A 16140-nucleotide genomic window follows, 5' to 3' on the forward strand; every position below is an offset into this window, starting at 1 on the left:
GTGGGTTGACGGCTCGCGCCGTCAAGTTCCATTGGAGTTAGGGCAAATGCAGAACCAGAAGATTCGCATTCGGTTGAAGGCTTTCGACCATCGCCTGATCGACCAGTCCGCCGCGGAGATTGTTGAAACCGCCAAGCGTACCGGCGCCCAGGTTCGTGGTCCGATTCCTCTGCCGACCAATCGCGAGCGTTACACCGTGCTGGTTTCCCCGCACGTGAACAAGGACGCCCGTGATCAGTACGAGATTCGTACCCACAAGCGTGTGCTCGACATCGTCGAGCCGACCGAGAAGACCGTTGATGCCCTGATGAAGCTCGACCTCGCCGCTGGCGTGGACGTGCAAATCAAGCTCGACTGATATCACTAGACACTCGCGGCCCAGCGTCCCTCTCACCCAGTAGAGGTTCAGCAGCCGCCACGCCGGGATGGCGTTACACAACGTGCTAGTGGAATGCTCTGGAAAGGGCAGCCATAGCGGGTGATAGCCCCGTACACTAAAGGAGACTAAGCATGACTATCGGTTTGGTCGGTAGGAAGGCCGGCATGACCCGTGTCTTCACCGAAGACGGCGCGTCTGTGCCCGTAACCGTTATCGAGGTTGATCCCAACCGCGTGACCTGCGTGAAGTCTGTCGAATCCGACGGCTACGCCGCGGTCCAGGTGACAACCGGCTCCCGCAAAGCCAAGCATCTGTCCAAGGCCCAAGCTGGCCTGTACGCCAAGGCAGGTGTCGAGGCTGGTCGTTCCCTGATGGAGTTCCGCCTGAGCGAAGGCGACGAAGCTCCGGAAGTGGGCGGCGAACTCACCGTATCCCTCTTCGAAGCTGGTCAAAGCGTTGACGTGACCGGCACCTCCAAGGGTAAGGGCTTCCAGGGCGCAGTGAAGCGCTGGAACTTCCGTACCCAGGACAACAGCCACGGTAACTCTCTGTCCCACCGTGCTCCGGGTTCCATCGGCATGTGCCAGACCCCGGGCCGCGTGTTCAAGGGCAAGAAGATGGCCGGCCAGATGGGCAACGCACGTTGCACCGTTCAGAGCCTGGAAATCGTCCGTGTCGATGCCGAGCGCAACCTGCTGCTGATCAAAGGCGCCGTTCCTGGTGCTACCGGCAGTGATGTCATCGTGCGCAGCGCCGTCAAAGCTGGCTGAAGGGGAACTTTCCAATGAATCTGAATCTTGCAGGTGCAAGCGCCGGGACCGTTGAGCTGTCCGACGCTACCTTTGGCAAAGAATTCAACGAAGCGCTCGTGCACCAGGTCGTCACCGCCTATCTGGCTGGTGGTCGTCAGGGCACCCGCGCCCAGAAGAACCGCTCCGACGTCCGTGGCGGCGGCAAGAAGCCGTGGCGCCAGAAGGGCACCGGTCGCGCTCGCGCCGGTACCATTCGCTCGCCGATCTGGCGCAGCGGTGGTGTGACCTTCGCGGCCCGTCCGCAGGACCACTCCCAGAAGGTCAACCGCAAGATGTACCGTGCGGCCATGCGCTCGATTCTGTCCGAGCTGGTCCGTCAGGAGCGTCTTGTTGCCGTTGATGCCTTCTCTGTCGAGTCACCCAAAACCAAGCAGCTGGTCGCCAAGCTTTCCGACCTGGGCCTGGAGAAGGTGCTGATCGTCACCGAAGAAGTCGACGAGAACCTGTACCTGGCAGCCCGCAACATCCCCAACGTGGATGTGGTGGACGTCGCCGCCGCCGACCCGGTCAGCCTGGTCGCCTTCGACAAGGTCCTGGCTACCGTCTCCGCACTGCGCAAATTCGAGGAGAAGCTGGCATGAACCAGGAGCGTGTATTCAAGGTTCTGCTTGGTCCGCACGTGACCGAGAAGGCCGCCATGGCCGCCGAGCGTAACCAGTACGTGTTCAAGGTGGCGAGTGACGCAACCAAGCCCGAGATCAAGGCTGCCGTCCAGGAGCTGTTCGGCAAGAAGGTCGATCGCGTTTCTGTTCTGAACGTGAAGGGCAAGACCAAGCGCACCGCGCATGGTGTTGGTATGCGCAAGGGTTATCGCAAGGCGTACGTGACACTGGCCGCCGGCGAGACGCTTGAAGACTTCTCTGGCGCCGAGTAAAGGCAGGAGTACGGATCATGGCAATCGTCAAGACAAAACCCACATCCGCCGGTCGTCGCCACGTCGTCAAGATTGTTGGTGAGGAACTGTACAAGGGCCGCGCTTACGCGCCGTTGCTCGAGAAGCAGTCCAAGTCCGGTGGTCGTAACAACCAGGGTCGCATCACCACTCGCCACGTCGGCGGTGGTCATCGCAACCACTATCGGATCATCGACTTCAAGCGCACCAAGGATGGCGTTCCGGCCATCGTCGAGCGCCTGGAGCATGACCCGAACCGTAGCGCCCACATCGCGCTGCTGAAGTACATCGACGGTGAGCGTCGCTACATCATCGCCCCCAAGGGCGTGAGTGCCGGTGATCGCCTCGAGTCCGGCGTCAATGCGCCGATCAAGAAGGGCAACGCACTGCCGCTGCGCAACATCCCGCTGGGTTCCACGGTGCACTGCATCGAACTGAAGCCTGGCAAGGGTGCTCAGATCGCACGCAGCGCCGGTACCAGCGCCCAGCTGGTGGCTCGTGAAGGCAACTACGCCACCCTGCGTCTGCGCTCCGGCGAGATGCGCAAGGTGCTGGCCGAGTGCCGCGCGACCCTGGGTGAGGTGAGCAATTCCGAGCACAGCCTGCGTCAACTTGGCAAGGCCGGTGCAAAGCGCTGGAGAGGTGTGCGCCCGACTGTTCGCGGTGTCGCGATGAACCCGGTGGATCACCCGCACGGTGGTGGTGAAGGCCGCACCAGCGGTGGTCGTCATCCGGTGTCCCCGTGGGGTATGCCCACCAAGGGCCACAAGACCCGCAAGAACAAGCGCACCGACAAGCTGATCGTCCGCCGCCGCAAGGCTCGCGGTTAAGATCCCACGCCAAGACATTAAGAGGTAACGGCTGTGCCACGTTCACTGAAGAAAGGTCCTTTTGTAGACCTTCATCTGCTGAAAAAGGTTGAGACTGCAGCGGAAAAGAACGATCGCAAACCGATCAAGACCTGGTCGCGTCGTTCAATGGTCCTGCCCAACATGGTCGGGCTCACCATTGCAGTCCATAACGGTCGCCAACACGTCCCGGTGCACGTCTCCGAGGAAATGGTTGGCCACAAGCTGGGCGAATTCGCTGCTACCCGCACCTATCGCGGCCATGCGGCGGATAAGAAAGCCAAACGGTAAGCCAGAGAGGATTAAGAGATGGAAGTCACAGCAAAGCTGCGTGGCGCCAGTTTATCCGCCCAGAAGGCCCGTTTGGTGGCTGATCAGGTGCGCGGTAAGCCTGTCGCCGAAGCAATCGACCTGCTGACCTTCTCACCGAAGAAGGCGGCCAAGCTGGTCAAGAAGGTGCTGCAGTCCGCCATCGCGAATGCGGAAGAAAACAACGGCATGGACATCGACGAGCTGCGCGTCTCGACCATCTGTGTCGATGAGGGTACGACGCTCAAGCGCATCCGTCCGCGCGCCAAAGGCCGTGCGGATCGCATTTTGAAGCGCACTTGCCACATCACCGTCAAGGTAGCCGAGAAGTAGGAGTCGACCAGATGGGTCAGAAAGTCAATCCGACAGGCATCCGACTGGGTATCGTCAAAGACCATACCTCTGTCTGGTACGCCGAGCGCGGCGCCTATGCCGATAAGCTCAACAACGACCTCGCGGTGCGTAGCTTCCTGGAAGAGCGTCTGAAAAACGCCTCCGTTAGCAAGATCACCATCGAGCGTCCCGCGAACAACGCGCGCATCACCATTCACACTGCCCGTCCGGGTATCGTGATTGGCAAGAAGGGCGAAGATGTCGATCGCCTGCGTCGCGACGTCACCGAGATGATGGGCGTGCCTGTTCACGTCAACATCGAGGAAGTTCGCAAGCCCGAGCTGGATGCTCAGCTCGTCGCACAGAACATTGCCGGCCAGCTCGAGCGCCGTGTGATGTTCCGTCGCGCCATGAAGCGCGCTGTCCAGAACGCCATGCGTCTGGGCGCTGGCGGCATCAAGGTGCAGCTCTCCGGTCGCCTCGGCGGCGCGGAAATTGCCCGCACCGAGTGGTACCGCGAAGGTCGTGTTCCGCTGCATACCCTGCGTGCGGACATCGATTACGCCACCTACGAAGCAAAGACCACCTACGGCATCATCGGTGTCAAGGTCTGGGTCTTCAAGGGTGAAATCCTCGGGGGCATCGAGGAGGTCCGCGCCAAGGCGAAGCAGAGCCAGGCAGCGCCCTCCAAGAAGAAAGGTTCCAGGTAAGGGGAGAGCGATTCGATGTTACAACCCAAGCGTACAAAATTCCGTAAGGTGCAGAAGGGCCGCAACCGTGGCCTGGCGCATCGCGGAAGCAAAGTGAGCTTCGGCGAGTTCGGCCTCAAGGCCACCGGCCGCGGTCGTGTCACCGCCCGTCAGATCGAAGCTGGCCGTCGTGCCATCACCCGTCACGTCAAGCGTGGCGGCAAGATCTGGATCCGTGTCTTCCCGGACAAGCCGATTTCCAAGAAGCCCCTGGAAGTCCGGATGGGTAAAGGTAAGGGCTCCGTCGAGTACTGGGTCGCACAGATCCAGCCCGGTCGTGTCCTTTACGAGATCGAAGGCGTTTCCGAGGAACTGGCCCGCGAAGCTTTCGCACTGGCCGCCCAGAAATTCCCGGTCTCCACCACCTTTGTGAAACGGACGGTGATGTGATGAAAGCCCAGGAAATTCGTGAAAAGTCCGCCGAGCAGCTCAACGAGCAGCTCCTCGAACTCCTCCGCGAGCAGTTCAACCTGCGCATGCAGAAGGCCACCGGCCAGCTGAGCCAGACTCATCTGCTCAAGCAGGTTCGTCGGGATATCGCCCGCGTGAAGACTGTGCTCAACGAGAAGGCAGGTGTCTGAGATGGCCGAAGAGAAAAAAGCCCGTACGCTCACCGGCAAGGTGGTGAGTGACAAGATGGACAAGTCCATCGTTGTAATGATCGAGCGTCGTGAGCGCCACCCGATCTACGGCAAATACGTTAAGCGCTCCACCAAGCTGCACGCCCACGACGAGACCAACCAGGCCAAGGCCGGTGACACGGTATCCATCCAGGAATGCCGTCCGCTGTCCAAGAAGAAGGCCTGGACCCTGGTCGAGGTTGTCGAACAGGCCAAGGGTTAAGGCCACGGCCTTAACCTCGTGCAGTCAGTTTAGGTTTGGAGAAAACCGATGATTCAGACTCAGACAATGCTGGATGTCGCCGACAACAGCGGAGCGCGCCGGGTGCAGTGCATCAAGGTGCTGGGTGGTTCACACCGCCGCTACGCTCGCGTTGGTGACGTCATCAAGGTCACGGTGAAGGAAGCTATTCCGCGCGGCAAGGTCAAGAAAGGCCAGGTGCTGAAAGCGGTAGTTGTCCGGACCCGCAGTGGCGTCCGTCGCAGCGACGGTTCGCTGATTCGCTTCGATGGAAATGCGGCCGTCTTGTTGAACAACACCAACGAGCAGCCGATCGGTACCCGTATCTTCGGGCCGGTGACGCGTGAACTTCGCAACGAGAAGTTCATGAAGATCATTTCCTTAGCGCCTGAAGTGCTGTAAGGGAGCGAGGCGACATGCAAAAGATCAAACGTGATGATGAAGTGATCGTCATCGCCGGCAAGGACAAGGGTAAGCGCGGTACCGTGAAGCGCGTCCTCAAGGACGAGCGGTTCGTGGTAGCGGGTGTGAACATGATCAAGCGTCACACCAAGCCGAACCCCATGGCCGGCAATCAGGGCGGTATCGTCGAGCGCGAGGCTCCGATTCACGCGTCCAACGTAGCCATCTTCAATCAGGAGACCGGTAAGGCGGATCGCGTCGGCTTCCAGATCAAGGAAGACGGTACCAAGGTACGTATCTACAAGTCGACGCAAGCGCAGATCGACGCCTAACGCGAGTCGGGTAGCAAAATGGCGAACTTGAAAGAACGTTATCAAAACGAGGTGGTGGCTCAACTGAAAGAGCAGTTCAGCTACGCCAACGTTATGCAGGTACCCCGGATCACCAAGGTGACTCTGAACATGGGTATCGGCGAAGCGACCAGCGATAAAAAGCTGATCGACGCTGCCGTCGGCGACCTGGAGAAACTCTCCGGTCAGAAGCCGATGGTGACCAAGGCACGTAAGTCCATCGCGGGCTTCAAGGTGCGTGAAGGCTGGCCGATCGGCGTGAAGGTCACACTGCGCAGTGAGCGCATGTGGGACTTCCTCGATCGCCTGGTGAATATCGCGATCCCCCGCGTTCGTGACTTCCGTGGTCTCAACCCGAAGTCCTTCGACGGTCGTGGCAACTACAGCATGGGGGTGCGTGAGCAGATCATCTTCCCGGAGATCGAGTATGATAAGATCGACCGGATTCGTGGTCTGGATGTCACCATCACCACCACTGCCAACACCGATGACGAAGGTCGTGCGCTCTTGAGTGCACTGAACTTCCCGTTCAAGAAATAGGGGTGGGATCATGGCAAAGAAGAGCATGATTGAGCGTGAGCTGAAGCGCACGCAACTGGTTGAGAAGTATGCTGCCAAGCGTGCCGAGCTCAAGGCGATCATCCAGGACGTGAACAGCTCCGATGAGGAGCGCTTCGATGCGCAGCTGAAGTTGCAGTCGCTGCCGCGTGACTCCAGCCCCGTGCGTCAGCGTAACCGCTGCCGCGTGACTGGCCGTCCGCACGGCTACTACAACAAGTTCGGCCTCGGTCGTAACAAGCTGCGTGAAGCCGCCATGCGTGGCGACGTGCCCGGACTGAAGAAGTCCAGCTGGTAACGCCACGTAGAATCATCAGGAGCGCAAGTTAAATGAGCATGCAAGACACTCTGGCGGATATGTTTACCCGTATCCGCAATGCGCAGCAGGCCACCAAGGAGACGGTCACCATGCCGTCCTCCAAGATCAAGGTTGAAGTGGCCCGCGTGCTGAAAGAAGAGGGTTACATCACTGACTTCGCCGTGAGCGAATCAGCCAAGCCCGAGCTGACCGTCAGCCTCAAGTACTTCGAAGGCAAGCCGGTCATCGAGCATCTGCAGCGGGTTTCCAAGCCGTCCCTGCGTAGTTACAAGGGCAAGGATGCGCTGCCGAAGGTCGCCGATGGCCTGGGTGTCGCGATCGTCACCACCTCCAAGGGTGTGATGACCGATCGTGCCGCGCGTCAGGCTGGTGTCGGCGGCGAAGTCCTCTGCACCGTATTCTAGGAGTTTGGAATGTCCCGCGTAGCCAAATATCCGGTTAAAGTGCCCGCTGGCGTCGAGGTCAAGATCGACGGCGCCACGCTGACCGCCAAAGGCGGTCAGGGCACCCTCTCCATGCCCGTTCACGACGATGTCGTGGTCGCGCAGGAAGATGGCCAGCTGACCTTCCAGCCGAGCAAATCTGCTAAGAGCTGGGCCATGGTCGGCACCACCCGTGCCCTGGTTCAGAACCTGGTCACCGGCGTGTCCGAGGGCTTTACCAAGTCTCTCGAAATCATCGGCGTCGGTTATCGCGCTCAAGCGAAAGGCCAGACGCTCAACCTGACACTGGGCTTCTCTCACCCGGTCGACTATCAACTGCCTGAAGGTGTCACGGCGGAAACGCCGAAGAACACCGTCATCGTGCTGAAGAGCGCGGACAAGCAGAAGCTCGGCCAGGTCGCAGCGGAAATCCGCGCTTTCCGTCCGCCTGAACCCTACAAGGGCAAGGGTGTGCGTTACGCGGATGAGCAGGTCCGCCGTAAAGAAGCCAAGAAGAAGTAAGGCAGGGTTATGAACGCGAAGAAAGAATCTCGTCTCCGTCGTGCCCGCCGCGCTCGCGCGAAGATCCGCGAGCTGGGCGTGTCTCGCCTGTGCGTCAATCGTACCCCCCGTCACATCTACGCGCAGATTATCTCGCCGGATGGTGGCAAGGTCCTGGCCAGCGCTTCCACGCTGGACAAGAGCCTGCGCGAGGGTTCGACCGGCAATGCAGACGCCGCAGCCAAAGTTGGTGCGCTGATCGCTGAACGCGCCAAGGAAGCGGGCATCACCCAGGTGGCCTTCGACCGCGCTGGCTTCAAGTACCACGGTCGTGTGAAGGCCCTGGCCGACGCCGCACGTGAAGGCGGCCTGGAATTCTAAAGGGTTTTACGATGGCGAAGAACGAACAGCAAAACGGCGATCTGCAGGAAAAGCTCGTGCAGGTCAACCGTGTCGCCAAGGTGGTCAAGGGTGGCCGTATTTTCGGCTTCACCGCTCTGACTGTCGTGGGCGACGGTAACGGTCGCGTCGGCTTCGGTCGTGGCAAGGCACGTGAAGTGCCGGTCGCGATTCAGAAGGCGATGGACCAGGCGCGCCGCAACATGATCAAGGTGAACCTGGTCGGCGGTACCCTCCAGTATCCGGTCAAGGCTCGTCATGGCGCCTCCAAGGTGTACATGCAGCCGGCCTCTGACGGTACTGGTATCATCGCCGGCGGCGCCATGCGCTCCGTGCTGGAATTGGCCGGCGTGCACAACGTCCTGGCCAAGTGCTATGGCTCCACCAATCCGGTGAACGTGGTCCGTGCGACCGTGAATGGCCTGGCTTCCATGCAGTCGCCGGAAGACGTGGCCGCCAAGCGCGGTCTCTCAGTCGAAGCGATCACGGGGTAATACACCATGGCAGCTACGATCAAGGTTACCCAGACCCGCAGCACCATCGGCACGTTGGCCAAGCACAAGGCCACCATGAAGGGCCTCGGCCTGCGCCGCATCGGTCACACGGTTGAACTGGAAGACACCCCTGCCGTTCGCGGCATGATCCACAAGGTCAACTACCTTGTGCGTGTTGAGGGAGAGTAATCCATGAAACTTAACAGCCTGAGCCCGGCACCGGGCTCCAAGCACGCTGAAAAGCGCGTCGGTCGTGGCATCGGTTCCGGTCTGGGCAAGACCGGCGGCCGTGGCCACAAGGGCCAGAAGTCGCGCAGCGGTGGCAGCGTGAAGCCCGGCTTCGAGGGCGGTCAGATGCCCCTGCAGCGTCGTCTGCCGAAGTTTGGTTTCACCTCCGCCAAGTCTTTGGTTTCCGAGGAAGTCCGCCTGGCCGAGCTGGCCAAGGTCGCGGGTGACGAAGTCACTCTGGAAAGCCTCAAGGAAGCCAATGTGCTGAAGGATTCCACGCAGCATGCGAAGGTGATCCTTTCCGGCGATCTGAACAAGGCGGTCACCGTTCGCGGTCTGCGGGTCACCAAGGGTGCCCGCGCAGCGATCGAAGCCGCCGGTGGCAAGGTAGAGGACTAAATGGCCAAGTCAGGAAACATGCCGGCGATGGGCAGCGGTCTGAGTGAACTGTGGGCGCGTTTGCGCTTCGTGCTCCTCGCCATCGTGGTCTACCGTATCGGTGCCCACATACCCGTTCCCGGTATCAATCCTGACCAGCTTGCTGCCTTGTTCAGGGAGCAGCAGGGCACCATCCTGGGCATGTTCAACATGTTCTCGGGCGGTGCCCTGGAGCGCATGAGTATCCTCGCCCTCGGCATCATGCCGTACATCTCAGCGTCGATCATCATGCAGCTCCTGACCGCCGTCTCGCCCCACCTCGAGCAGTTGAAGAAGGAGGGCGAGAGCGGCCGCCGCAAGATCAGCCAGTACACGCGCTACGGCACGGTGGTGCTGGCCCTGGTTCAGGCCACCGGCATGTCCGTGGGTCTGGCCAGCCAAGGCATTGCCTATACGGCCGATCTCAGCTTCTATTTCACCGCGATCATCACCTTCGTGAGTGGCGCGGTGTTCTTGATGTGGCTGGGTGAGCAGATCACCGAGAAGGGCATCGGCAACGGCATTTCGCTGCTGATCTTCGCGGGTATCGTCGCCGGCCTGCCCGGAGCTGTGGCTCAAGCCTTCGAGCTTGCCCGCAACGAGGGCGCGTGGAATGTGTTGCCGCTGTTGGCGCTTAGCCTTCTGGGTATCGCCACCGTGGCGTTCGTCGTGTTCATCGAACGCGGCCAGCGCCGGATTACGGTGAACTACCCGCGCCGCCAGGTAGGCAACAAGATGTATGCAGGGCAGAGCAGCTACCTGCCGCTCAAGGTCAACATGGCGGGTGTCATTCCGGCCATCTTTGCCTCGAGCATCCTGTTGTTCCCCGCCTCCCTCGGTCAGTGGGTAGGTGCGGGCGACGGCATGGAATGGTTGCAGCGCGCGTCCCAGGCGTTGGCCCCAGGTCAGCCCCTTTATATCTTGCTTTTCGCGGCGGCGGTGGTATTCTTCTGCTTCTTTTACACAGCGCTGGTCTTCAACCCCAAGGATGTGGCCGACAACCTCAAGAAGTCGGGTGCCTTCCTGCCGGGGATTCGTCCTGGCGAGCAGACCGCTCGTTATGTCGACAAGGTCATGACTCGTCTGACCCTGTTCGGCGCTCTCTACATCACTGCGGTTTCCCTGATGCCCCAGTTCCTGATCGTAGCGTGGAACGTGCCGTTCTTCTTTGGCGGTACCTCGCTGCTGATCGTGGTCGTGGTCATCATGGACTTCATGGCCCAGGTGCAGTCGCACCTCATGTCGCACCAGTATGAGTCGGTGATGAAGAAGTCCAACCTGAAAGGCTACGGTAGCGGCGGCATCATGCGCTAAGGCGCCGCAGGCCGATTTGGCACGCCGCAAGCCGATTTTGGAGAGAACGATGAAAGTTCGAGCTTCCGTGAAGAAAATGTGCCGCAATTGCAAGATCATTCGTCGCAATGGCGCTGTTCGCGTCATCTGCACCGAGCCGCGGCACAAGCAGCGCCAGGGTTAATCCTGGCCTGAATTGAACCGGGTGCTGGCATACCCCTTGCCCTAATGACGGGAAGGGGGTATGCTATTGCGCCTTTTGTAGTTGATTAACCGAGCAAGCCGCTCAAACTTCGGAGTAAGCTGATGGCCCGTATTGCAGGCGTCAATATCCCGGACAACAAGCATGCGGCGATCTCGCTGACCTACATCTTCGGGATTGGCCGTACTCGCGCACAGGAAATCTGTGAAGCGACCGGCATCGCGCCGACCACCAAGATCCAGGATCTGTCATCTGAAGAGATCGACAGCCTGCGTAGTGAAGTCGGCAAGTATACCGTTGAAGGCGACCTTCGTCGTGATGTGACGCTGAACATCAAGCGTCTCATGGACTTGGGTTGCTACCGTGGTCTGCGTCATCGTCGTGGTCTTCCGATGCGCGGTCAGCGCACCAAGACCAACGCGCGTACCCGTAAGGGACCGCGTAAGCCGATCCGCAAATAACACGCACGTTCTGGCGTAAAGACAGGAATTGACATCAACATGGCTAACCCGCGTAGCAACCGTAAAAAGGTTAAAAAGCAGGTAGTGGATGCCGTTGCGCATATCCATGCCTCTTTTAACAACACGATCATTACGATCACAGACCGCCAGGGCAACGCTCTTTCCTGGGCGACAGCCGGTGGTTCGGGTTTTCGTGGTTCTCGCAAGAGCACCCCGTTCGCTGCTCAAGTGGCAAGCGAGCGTGCAGCAACTGCTGCAGCCGAGTATGGTGTGAAAAACGTCGACGTGCTGGTCAAGGGCCCCGGTCCTGGCCGTGAATCCGCCGTGCGTGCACTCAACGCCGCCGGCTTCCGCGTGCAAAGCATCACCGACGCGACGCCCATTCCCCACAATGGCTGCCGTCCGCCGAAGAAACGCCGCGTTTAAGGAGACAGATTCATGGCTCGTTACATTGGACCGAAGTGCAAACTGTCTCGCCGGGAAGGTACCGACCTCTTCCTCAAGAGCGGTGTCACTCCCTTCGAGAAAAAGTGCAAATCCGAACAGATTCCGGGTGTGCACGGCCAGCGCCGTCAGCGTCTTTCCGACTACGGCTTGCAGCTTCGCGAGAAGCAGAAAGTACGTCGCATGTACGGCGTACTCGAAAAGCAGTTCCGCAACTACTACAAGGAAGCCGCCCGCCTGAAGGGTGCGACCGGTGAGTTGTTGCTGCAGCTGCTTGAGTCCCGACTGGACAACGTCGTCTACCGCATGGGCTTTGGCGCCACTCGCTCCGAGGCTCGTCAGCTGGTAAGCCACAAGGCGATTGCCGTCAACGGCAAGACCGTCAACGTGGCCTCCTACCAGGTCAAGCCCGGCGACGTGGTATCCGTTCGTGAAAAGGCCAAGCAACAGGCGCGTATCCAGAACGCCCTGAGCATCGCCGCCAACCGTGGCGACGTGGCCTGGATCGAACTCGACGCCAAGAAGATGGAAGGCACCTTCAAGGCCCTGCCTGAGCGCGGTGACCTGACTGCCGACATCAACGAGCAACTGATCGTCGAGCTGTACTCGAAGTAAGCGGTCCGTCCGCGCCGCCCTCCTCCGGGAGGGCGGCGGTTATTACCGAGTATTCGTTTGGCAGCCTGAAAGGTGTTCATATGCAGCGTTCAGTGACAGAGTTTCTCCGTCCTCGCGACATCAAGGTCGAAGAGATCAGCGCACACCACGCAAAGATCGTGCTCGAGCCGTTCGAGCGTGGCTTCGGCCACACGTTGGGCAATGCTCTGCGTCGTATCCTGCTCTCGTCCATGCCCGGCTGCGCCGTGGTGGAGACCGAGATCGCCGGCGTCGACCATGAGTACAGCGCGATCGAGGGTGTCCAGGAAGATGTCATCGAAATCCTCCTGAACCTCAAGGACGTGGCGATCAAGATGCACAGCCGCGACGAGGCGATGCTCTCGCTGAACAAGCAGGGCCCGGCCGTCGTCACCGCTGGTGACATCGCCGTCGATCACGACGTCGAAGTGGTCAACCCCGAGCACGTCATCGCCCACGTCAATGAAGGCGCCGAGCTCAAGATGCAGCTGAAGGTGGCCCGTGGTCGCGGCTATGAGCCTGCGGATGTCCGCAGCGAAGCCGACGACGAGACACGCGCCATCGGCCGTCTGCAGCTGGATGCGACCTTCAGCCCCGTGCGCCGCGTTTCCTACAGCGTCGAAGCCGCCCGCGTCGAACAGCGCACCGACCTCGACAAGCTGATCATCAACCTGGAAACCGACGGCACCCTGGATCCGGAAGAGGCGATCCGTCGCAGCGCGACCATCCTGCAAGAGCAGCTGGCAGCGTTCGTCGACCTGGAAGCCGACAAGGAACAGGAAGTGGTCGAGGAAGAGGATCATATCGATCCCATCCTGCTGCGCCCCGTAGACGATCTCGAGTTGACCGTTCGTAGCGCCAACTGCCTGAAAGCCGAGAATATCTACTACATCGGCGATCTGATTCAGCGCACCGAGGTGGAGCTGTTGAAGACCCCGAACCTCGGCAAGAAGTCCTTGAACGAGATCAAGGACGTGTTGGCTGCTCGTGGTCTGTCCCTTGGCATGCGGCTTGAAAATTGGCCGCCGGCTAGCCTGAAGGACGACAAGGCCACCGCCTAAGCGTCGGCTCGAGTCCCAGTTTGGTAAGGAATCACAACCATGCGTCATCGTAAGAGTGGTCGTCACCTCAATCGTACCAGCTCGCACCGCCAGGCCATGTTTCGCAACATGAGCGTGTCGCTGGTCGAGCACGAAGTGATCAAGACAACCCTTCCCAAGGCCAAGGAGCTGCGTCGTCATATCGAGCCGCTCATCACCCTGGCCAAGGAAGACAGCGTCGCCAACCGGCGTCTGGCCTTCAGCCGTACCCGCTCGAAGGAAGCGGTCGGCAAGCTCTTCAACGAGCTGGGGCCGCGTTACGTCGAGCGTCCGGGCGGTTACGTCCGTATTCTCAAGTGCGGTTTCCGCACCGGCGATAACGCCCCCATGGCCTACGTCGAGCTGGTCGATCGCCCCGTCGTTGAAGAAGAGGCCGTCGGCGAGGAGTAATCCTTTCGACAGCGCTTCGACACGACGCGAAACCGACACCTCCGGGTGTCGGTTTTTTTATGTCTGTCATTTGTCGACGAGTTCCTTGTGCACGATGACCGGAAGCTGGCCGGCACCAGAGGCTTGGCCACCAGGGGCAGCGATGACACAAGCGCCAGGGCTGCGTGTCCGCACGGCGTGGCTTCCCCTATGCTATCAGTCAGGGACAAGGTAACGGGGGAAAGGCATGCAAAGGACGTGGCAGAGGCTGTTGTCGATGCTGGTGCTGTCGCCAGTCATCGCCGTGGCGCAGACGCCGGGCGATCCAGAAGAAGCGGGCAAGGAGGCTGCCCAGGCGTCATCATTGGCCGAGGTGGGGGGCAGTGCGGCGCCCACGGTCGCCGCAGCCGAGGTGCGCGACTGCTTTGTACAGATGGGCCAGGGGGCGGTGGGTGACTGCATCGGACTCGCCGCCGACGCCTGCCAGCAGACCCCGGGCGGGGCCACGACCCTGGGCATCGTCGATTGTCTGGCCCAGGAGACCCGGGTCTGGGATGAACTGCTCAACGCCCAGTATCAGGAGCTGCGCGCGTTGATGCGCGAGCAGGACGAGGGGAATCCTGACGTGGGTATCTCCCGGGTGGACGCGCTAAGGGACGTGCAGCGCGCCTGGATCACCTTTCGCGACGCCGAGTGCGGCTACGCCTATGCCCGCTATCAGGATGGCACCATCCGCAGCGTCGTCGCCGCCGCCTGTCAGCTTGAACAGACCGCCCAGCGGGCGCTTACCTTGAAGGGCATCCTGCACGAGAGCAGTCTTTAGGCGTGCGCCTTGCCGCCACCCAGCGATCGCGGCCGCGTCTTCCTGTGGTTTACTGGACGCTTTGACTGAGGCGCTGATCGATCCAGCGGGCCAGGTCGCCCAGCGCGTTCAGGGCGCCTTCTCGGGTATAGGGGTGGGGCCAGGCATCGAGGACCAGATAGCGCTTGTTGCTTTCAAACCTGAAGTCTTTAGGTTCGCCATCGCGATAGAAGGAGCAAGCATCGCTGCAGGTGTCCGGAACGGTGCTCATGAAGTCCTCGGCGATGTCCTCTAGATCTGCAGAAGTAGCCTGCCGGTCGATGTAGCCTCTGACGTAGAAGCCGATACTTTCGCTGTCGGCAGCGTCAGACTCCGAGGTGGGGTAATAGACCAGGCAGGCCTGGTTGTTATGCCCTTCCCAGTGGGGGAAAGAGAAGCGGAGTACCCGCTGTTCGTCACGCCAGGTGCTGCTCGACTTGATGATCTCGTTTTCCGAAATATCCAGAGTGGACGCCAACGTGCGAGTGCACTGCTGAACCAGTTCGCTTTCCAGTAGTCCGAGTTTCCTCGCCGCCTGCTTGAGTTGAGCGAAGTGCTTGAGGGCGAACGTGAGTTCCTTGTCGTCCATGATCATGGCCTTGTCCTGGTGGGCGATGGCGTGCAGGTGCTGCAGCAGTTCCTGATAGAAGACCTGCCATTTGGTAAAGGTGCTGGTGGCGACTTCCTCGCCGAATCGCTCTCGAGCGGCGGTGATCAACTCGTCGTAGGAGACGCATACCCAGTCGACGGGGACATCGTCCCGCTGGGTCAGGGGGCTCAGTACGCAGCGGACCTGATAGGGCTGCTGATAGGCGTCAATCATGGCGGCGTAGGTAGTGAAGGGGTTGTATGACGCCGACGCCCATACCTTGTGTTCGATGCCGATCACAAAGCTGTCGCTCGAGATGACCAGATCGAGCCGCTTGTCGTTGCCATCCCGAACGTCCGGCGACGGGACTTCGCGCTCGACCGAGAGGCTGTCCCAGTCAGTGCACAAGAGCAGGTCGTCTTCTAGCTCACCCGGGAAAGCGCCCTTTTTCAGAAGGCACGCCACTAGCGCCTTGGCCAGCCACCTTGGGGCGCCTTCGTGGCTACCCATGAAGATCGCCATCAGGTCCGACAGTCGGTTCTCGTGTTGCCCCGGCCCTGAAATGGAAAAAAGGTTGGGCTCTGGCGGCGCCGGCGGGGGCATCTGCTCCATCCTTTCGAATAGCGCTTCCAGTGCGCGATGCTCATCATCAAGTGATGGCTCCTTGTTCTCGTGTGGCATGGCGGACCTCCCTGTGTGGGCAAACCGATGATTGTGTGTCTCAGCATATCGAAAGGTGGAGGCACAAAAAGTGATCGAGTTCAGGTGCCAGTCTTCTATTGGTGTTGATATCTGGTATTCAGATGACAACGGCAGTCGCAGGATGAGGCCGCGCCTGTTCCCCGTGATAAAAGTGCGCGACGCCTGGATGAAGTGACCCCCTCCATAGCTGCACAGGATATAGTGCAGTCATAAGGAGGACAGGATGAGCGACG

General features: G+C 60.3%; 30 protein-coding genes. 29 read left to right on the forward strand and 1 reads right to left on the reverse strand.

Annotated elements, in window-relative coordinates; genetic code table 11:
- Positions 1 to 46: 46 nt before the first annotated feature.
- The 29 genes from rpsJ to C6W88_RS21060 all read left to right on the forward strand — a co-directional run bounded on the left by rpsJ (position 47) and on the right by C6W88_RS21060 (position 14598).
- Positions 47 to 358: a 30S ribosomal protein S10 gene (gene rpsJ, locus C6W88_RS20920; protein ID WP_045990862.1), complete on the forward strand. Its 312-nt coding sequence runs from the start codon at positions 47 to 49 to the stop codon at positions 356 to 358.
- Between the two features lie 152 nt (positions 359 to 510).
- A complete protein-coding gene (rplC, locus tag C6W88_RS20925) occupies positions 511 to 1149 on the forward strand; it encodes a 50S ribosomal protein L3 (protein ID WP_045990861.1) in 639 nt (212 codons plus the stop codon).
- Positions 1150 to 1163: 14 nt separating this feature from the next.
- Complete coding sequence (gene rplD / locus C6W88_RS20930) at positions 1164 to 1772, forward strand: 50S ribosomal protein L4 (RefSeq protein ID WP_045990860.1); 609 nt, start codon at positions 1164 to 1166, stop codon at positions 1770 to 1772.
- Positions 1769 to 2065: a 50S ribosomal protein L23 gene (gene rplW, locus C6W88_RS20935; protein ID WP_045990859.1), complete on the forward strand. Its 297-nt coding sequence runs from the start codon at positions 1769 to 1771 to the stop codon at positions 2063 to 2065. Before rplD ends, rplW begins: the two co-directional genes overlap by 4 nt.
- 17 nt (positions 2066 to 2082) lie before the next feature.
- A complete protein-coding gene (gene rplB / locus C6W88_RS20940) occupies positions 2083 to 2913 on the forward strand; it encodes a 50S ribosomal protein L2 (protein WP_108133879.1) in 831 nt (276 codons plus the stop codon).
- Positions 2914 to 2946: 33 nt separating this feature from the next.
- Positions 2947 to 3222, forward strand: coding sequence for a 30S ribosomal protein S19 (gene rpsS / locus C6W88_RS20945; RefSeq protein WP_045990857.1), 276 nt, complete (start codon positions 2947 to 2949; stop codon positions 3220 to 3222).
- 18 nt (positions 3223 to 3240) lie between these two features.
- Positions 3241 to 3573 carry a 50S ribosomal protein L22 gene (gene rplV / locus C6W88_RS20950; protein ID WP_045990856.1) on the forward strand — a complete coding sequence of 111 codons (333 nt, stop codon included), beginning with the start codon at positions 3241 to 3243 and terminating at the stop codon, positions 3571 to 3573.
- An 11-nt stretch (positions 3574 to 3584) separates the two neighbouring features.
- A complete protein-coding gene (gene rpsC / locus C6W88_RS20955) occupies positions 3585 to 4283 on the forward strand; it encodes a 30S ribosomal protein S3 (protein WP_045990855.1) in 699 nt (232 codons plus the stop codon).
- Positions 4284 to 4298: 15 nt separating this feature from the next.
- Positions 4299 to 4712 (forward strand): 50S ribosomal protein L16, encoded by a 414-nt coding sequence (gene rplP / locus C6W88_RS20960; RefSeq protein WP_045990854.1) that lies wholly within the window; start codon positions 4299 to 4301, stop codon positions 4710 to 4712.
- Entirely contained in the window at positions 4712 to 4903 is a 192-nt protein-coding gene (gene rpmC / locus C6W88_RS20965) for a 50S ribosomal protein L29 (protein WP_045990853.1), read from the forward strand. The genes rplP and rpmC overlap by 1 nt, the downstream gene beginning before the upstream one ends.
- Position 4904: 1 nt before the next feature.
- Complete coding sequence (gene rpsQ / locus C6W88_RS20970) at positions 4905 to 5165, forward strand: 30S ribosomal protein S17 (protein ID WP_045990852.1); 261 nt, start codon at positions 4905 to 4907, stop codon at positions 5163 to 5165.
- 48 nt (positions 5166 to 5213) lie between these two features.
- On the forward strand, positions 5214 to 5585 hold the full coding sequence (gene rplN, locus C6W88_RS20975; RefSeq protein ID WP_009723896.1) for a 50S ribosomal protein L14: 372 nt from the start codon (positions 5214 to 5216) through the stop codon (positions 5583 to 5585).
- Between the two features lie 14 nt (positions 5586 to 5599).
- Positions 5600 to 5917: a 50S ribosomal protein L24 gene (gene rplX / locus C6W88_RS20980; RefSeq protein WP_045990851.1), complete on the forward strand. Its 318-nt coding sequence runs from the start codon at positions 5600 to 5602 to the stop codon at positions 5915 to 5917.
- Positions 5918 to 5935: 18 nt separating this feature from the next.
- Positions 5936 to 6475: a 50S ribosomal protein L5 gene (gene rplE / locus C6W88_RS20985; RefSeq protein ID WP_045990850.1), complete on the forward strand. Its 540-nt coding sequence runs from the start codon at positions 5936 to 5938 to the stop codon at positions 6473 to 6475.
- Between the two features lie 10 nt (positions 6476 to 6485).
- Positions 6486 to 6791 (forward strand): 30S ribosomal protein S14, encoded by a 306-nt coding sequence (gene rpsN, locus C6W88_RS20990; protein WP_045990849.1) that lies wholly within the window; start codon positions 6486 to 6488, stop codon positions 6789 to 6791.
- A gap of 32 nt (positions 6792 to 6823) precedes the next feature.
- The gene (gene rpsH, locus C6W88_RS20995; protein ID WP_045990848.1) at positions 6824 to 7216 is read left to right on the forward strand and encodes a 30S ribosomal protein S8; all 393 of its coding nucleotides are present in this window, start codon (positions 6824 to 6826) and stop codon (positions 7214 to 7216) included.
- 9 nt (positions 7217 to 7225) lie between these two features.
- On the forward strand, positions 7226 to 7756 hold the full coding sequence (rplF, locus tag C6W88_RS21000) for a 50S ribosomal protein L6 (protein ID WP_045990847.1): 531 nt from the start codon (positions 7226 to 7228) through the stop codon (positions 7754 to 7756).
- 9 nt (positions 7757 to 7765) lie between these two features.
- Positions 7766 to 8116: a 50S ribosomal protein L18 gene (rplR, locus tag C6W88_RS21005; protein WP_045990846.1), complete on the forward strand. Its 351-nt coding sequence runs from the start codon at positions 7766 to 7768 to the stop codon at positions 8114 to 8116.
- A gap of 11 nt (positions 8117 to 8127) precedes the next feature.
- Positions 8128 to 8628 (forward strand): 30S ribosomal protein S5, encoded by a 501-nt coding sequence (gene rpsE, locus C6W88_RS21010; RefSeq protein WP_045990845.1) that lies wholly within the window; start codon positions 8128 to 8130, stop codon positions 8626 to 8628.
- Between the two features lie 6 nt (positions 8629 to 8634).
- Positions 8635 to 8817 (forward strand): 50S ribosomal protein L30, encoded by a 183-nt coding sequence (gene rpmD, locus C6W88_RS21015; protein ID WP_045990844.1) that lies wholly within the window; start codon positions 8635 to 8637, stop codon positions 8815 to 8817.
- A gap of 3 nt (positions 8818 to 8820) precedes the next feature.
- Positions 8821 to 9255 (forward strand): 50S ribosomal protein L15, encoded by a 435-nt coding sequence (rplO, locus tag C6W88_RS21020; RefSeq protein ID WP_045990843.1) that lies wholly within the window; start codon positions 8821 to 8823, stop codon positions 9253 to 9255.
- On the forward strand, positions 9256 to 10587 hold the full coding sequence (secY, locus tag C6W88_RS21025; RefSeq protein ID WP_045990842.1) for a preprotein translocase subunit SecY: 1332 nt from the start codon (positions 9256 to 9258) through the stop codon (positions 10585 to 10587).
- Positions 10588 to 10636: 49 nt separating this feature from the next.
- Positions 10637 to 10750 (forward strand): 50S ribosomal protein L36, encoded by a 114-nt coding sequence (rpmJ, locus tag C6W88_RS21030; RefSeq protein ID WP_031384759.1) that lies wholly within the window; start codon positions 10637 to 10639, stop codon positions 10748 to 10750.
- 122 nt (positions 10751 to 10872) lie between these two features.
- The gene (gene rpsM, locus C6W88_RS21035; RefSeq protein WP_045990841.1) at positions 10873 to 11229 is read left to right on the forward strand and encodes a 30S ribosomal protein S13; all 357 of its coding nucleotides are present in this window, start codon (positions 10873 to 10875) and stop codon (positions 11227 to 11229) included.
- 39 nt (positions 11230 to 11268) lie between these two features.
- Entirely contained in the window at positions 11269 to 11655 is a 387-nt protein-coding gene (rpsK, locus tag C6W88_RS21040; protein ID WP_013331014.1) for a 30S ribosomal protein S11, read from the forward strand.
- Between the two features lie 12 nt (positions 11656 to 11667).
- Complete coding sequence (gene rpsD, locus C6W88_RS21045; RefSeq protein WP_045990840.1) at positions 11668 to 12288, forward strand: 30S ribosomal protein S4; 621 nt, start codon at positions 11668 to 11670, stop codon at positions 12286 to 12288.
- An 80-nt stretch (positions 12289 to 12368) separates the two neighbouring features.
- Entirely contained in the window at positions 12369 to 13367 is a 999-nt protein-coding gene (locus C6W88_RS21050; RefSeq protein WP_108133880.1) for a DNA-directed RNA polymerase subunit alpha, read from the forward strand.
- A gap of 39 nt (positions 13368 to 13406) precedes the next feature.
- The gene (gene rplQ / locus C6W88_RS21055; protein ID WP_045990838.1) at positions 13407 to 13796 is read left to right on the forward strand and encodes a 50S ribosomal protein L17; all 390 of its coding nucleotides are present in this window, start codon (positions 13407 to 13409) and stop codon (positions 13794 to 13796) included.
- A gap of 226 nt (positions 13797 to 14022) precedes the next feature.
- Positions 14023 to 14598, forward strand: a complete 576-nt coding sequence (locus C6W88_RS21060) for a lysozyme inhibitor LprI family protein (protein ID WP_108133881.1) — start codon at positions 14023 to 14025, stop codon at positions 14596 to 14598.
- A gap of 49 nt (positions 14599 to 14647) precedes the next feature.
- On the opposite strand, the gene C6W88_RS21065 is transcribed toward C6W88_RS21060, so the two are convergent.
- Entirely contained in the window at positions 14648 to 15886 is a 1239-nt protein-coding gene (locus tag C6W88_RS21065) for a PDDEXK-like family protein (protein WP_108133882.1), read from the reverse strand.
- Positions 15887 to 16140 lie beyond the last annotated feature (254 nt).

Source organism: Halomonas litopenaei (assembly GCF_003045775.1).
GTDB classification, from domain to species: Bacteria; Pseudomonadota; Gammaproteobacteria; order Pseudomonadales; family Halomonadaceae; genus Halomonas; species Halomonas litopenaei.

Excerpts from the sequence above, each read along its gene's own strand:
- rpsJ (WP_045990862.1), top strand. The coding sequence starts at position 47 with ATGCAGAACCAGAAGATTCGCATTCGGTTGAAGGCTTTCGACCATCGC.
- rplC (WP_045990861.1), top strand. The coding sequence starts at position 511 with ATGACTATCGGTTTGGTCGGTAGGAAGGCCGGCATGACCCGTGTCTTC.
- rplD (WP_045990860.1), top strand. The coding sequence starts at position 1,164 with ATGAATCTGAATCTTGCAGGTGCAAGCGCCGGGACCGTTGAGCTGTCC.
- rplW (WP_045990859.1), top strand. The coding sequence starts at position 1,769 with ATGAACCAGGAGCGTGTATTCAAGGTTCTGCTTGGTCCGCACGTGACC.
- rplB (WP_108133879.1), top strand. The coding sequence starts at position 2,083 with ATGGCAATCGTCAAGACAAAACCCACATCCGCCGGTCGTCGCCACGTC.
- rplV (WP_045990856.1), top strand. The coding sequence starts at position 3,241 with ATGGAAGTCACAGCAAAGCTGCGTGGCGCCAGTTTATCCGCCCAGAAG.
- rpsC (WP_045990855.1), top strand. The coding sequence starts at position 3,585 with ATGGGTCAGAAAGTCAATCCGACAGGCATCCGACTGGGTATCGTCAAA.
- rplP (WP_045990854.1), top strand. The coding sequence starts at position 4,299 with ATGTTACAACCCAAGCGTACAAAATTCCGTAAGGTGCAGAAGGGCCGC.
- rpmC (WP_045990853.1), top strand. The coding sequence starts at position 4,712 with ATGAAAGCCCAGGAAATTCGTGAAAAGTCCGCCGAGCAGCTCAACGAG.
- rpsQ (WP_045990852.1), top strand. The coding sequence starts at position 4,905 with ATGGCCGAAGAGAAAAAAGCCCGTACGCTCACCGGCAAGGTGGTGAGT.
- rplN (WP_009723896.1), top strand. The coding sequence starts at position 5,214 with ATGATTCAGACTCAGACAATGCTGGATGTCGCCGACAACAGCGGAGCG.
- rplX (WP_045990851.1), top strand. The coding sequence starts at position 5,600 with ATGCAAAAGATCAAACGTGATGATGAAGTGATCGTCATCGCCGGCAAG.
- rplE (WP_045990850.1), top strand. The coding sequence starts at position 5,936 with ATGGCGAACTTGAAAGAACGTTATCAAAACGAGGTGGTGGCTCAACTG.
- rpsN (WP_045990849.1), top strand. The coding sequence starts at position 6,486 with ATGGCAAAGAAGAGCATGATTGAGCGTGAGCTGAAGCGCACGCAACTG.
- rpsH (WP_045990848.1), top strand. The coding sequence starts at position 6,824 with ATGAGCATGCAAGACACTCTGGCGGATATGTTTACCCGTATCCGCAAT.
- rplF (WP_045990847.1), top strand. The coding sequence starts at position 7,226 with ATGTCCCGCGTAGCCAAATATCCGGTTAAAGTGCCCGCTGGCGTCGAG.
- rplR (WP_045990846.1), top strand. The coding sequence starts at position 7,766 with ATGAACGCGAAGAAAGAATCTCGTCTCCGTCGTGCCCGCCGCGCTCGC.
- rpsE (WP_045990845.1), top strand. The coding sequence starts at position 8,128 with ATGGCGAAGAACGAACAGCAAAACGGCGATCTGCAGGAAAAGCTCGTG.
- rpmD (WP_045990844.1), top strand. The coding sequence starts at position 8,635 with ATGGCAGCTACGATCAAGGTTACCCAGACCCGCAGCACCATCGGCACG.
- rplO (WP_045990843.1), top strand. The coding sequence starts at position 8,821 with ATGAAACTTAACAGCCTGAGCCCGGCACCGGGCTCCAAGCACGCTGAA.
- secY (WP_045990842.1), top strand. The coding sequence starts at position 9,256 with ATGGCCAAGTCAGGAAACATGCCGGCGATGGGCAGCGGTCTGAGTGAA.
- rpmJ (WP_031384759.1), top strand. The coding sequence starts at position 10,637 with ATGAAAGTTCGAGCTTCCGTGAAGAAAATGTGCCGCAATTGCAAGATC.
- rpsM (WP_045990841.1), top strand. The coding sequence starts at position 10,873 with ATGGCCCGTATTGCAGGCGTCAATATCCCGGACAACAAGCATGCGGCG.
- rpsK (WP_013331014.1), top strand. The coding sequence starts at position 11,269 with ATGGCTAACCCGCGTAGCAACCGTAAAAAGGTTAAAAAGCAGGTAGTG.
- rpsD (WP_045990840.1), top strand. The coding sequence starts at position 11,668 with ATGGCTCGTTACATTGGACCGAAGTGCAAACTGTCTCGCCGGGAAGGT.
- C6W88_RS21050 (WP_108133880.1), top strand. The coding sequence starts at position 12,369 with ATGCAGCGTTCAGTGACAGAGTTTCTCCGTCCTCGCGACATCAAGGTC.
- rplQ (WP_045990838.1), top strand. The coding sequence starts at position 13,407 with ATGCGTCATCGTAAGAGTGGTCGTCACCTCAATCGTACCAGCTCGCAC.
- C6W88_RS21060 (WP_108133881.1), top strand. The coding sequence starts at position 14,023 with ATGCAAAGGACGTGGCAGAGGCTGTTGTCGATGCTGGTGCTGTCGCCA.
- C6W88_RS21065 (WP_108133882.1), bottom strand. The coding sequence starts at position 15,886 with ATGCCACACGAGAACAAGGAGCCATCACTTGATGATGAGCATCGCGCA.